This window comes from Mycobacterium sp. UM_Kg27 (assembly GCF_000972905.1).
GTDB lineage: Bacteria > Actinomycetota > Actinomycetes > Mycobacteriales > Mycobacteriaceae > Mycobacterium.
Genome location: NZ_JRMM01000296.1, coordinates 1 through 831 on the forward strand (window position 1 = coordinate 1; position 831 = coordinate 831).

The following is an 831-nucleotide window of genomic DNA, read 5'->3' on the forward strand; positions in this document are numbered from 1 at the left end:
TGTCGGACCCTGCTGTCATGCTGGGGTCATGTCCTCGATCGCGGCCACGTCCAGTGCCGAATCGCGGCCTGACCGGCGTCTTGAGGTGCTGTTCGAGGAACTCGCGGAGTTGACCGGGCAGCGCAATGCCATCGATGGCCGCATCGTGGACATCATCGCCGAGGTCGAGCGCGAGCAACTGTGGGGCGCTACCGGGGCACGCTCGATCACCGCATTGGTGGCCTGGAAGACCGGGGTATCACCGGGCAATGCCCACACCATCGCCACGGTGGCCCACCGAGCCGAACAGTTTCCCCGCTGCGTCCAGGGCCTGCGGGACGGTCGGGTGTCCCTCGACCAGGTCGGGGTGATCGCCGGGCGGGCCGCCGACGGTTCCGACGAGCACTACGCCCCACTGGCCGCCGTGGCCACCGTCAGCCAACTACGCACCGCGGTCAACCTGGAACCCCGCCCCGAACCCGACCCCCGACCCGACCCGGCGCCGGCCATCACCAAAACCTCCAACGCCGACCTCGACATCTGGCGCATCGCCTTGCCGCACCCCGAATCGGCGATGCTCGAGGCCGCCCTGCAGTCCCACCGCGATGCCCTCATCGCCCAATGGAACCGCGACCGCGACACCCACCACACCACCGCCGACACCTCACCCCCGATGCCCACCCAGATCGACGCCTTCCTGTCGCTAATCGAAACCGGCTGGGACACCGAAGCCCAACGCCGACCCCACGGGCAACGCACCACCGTGGTGGTCCACCTCGATGTCGAACAACAGATCGGCGCCCTGCACCTGGGCCCCCTGCTCTGCGACGCCGACCGCCAATACCTGACCTG

At 68.7% G+C, this 831-nt stretch carries 1 protein-coding gene; it reads left to right on the forward strand.

Going from position 1 to position 831, the window contains the following annotated elements; all coding sequences use genetic code 11:
- Window positions 1–28: 28 nt before the first annotated feature.
- On the forward strand, window positions 29–831 hold an 803-nt coding region (locus tag LI94_RS21335), incomplete at its 3' end, for a DUF222 domain-containing protein (protein ID WP_046302502.1).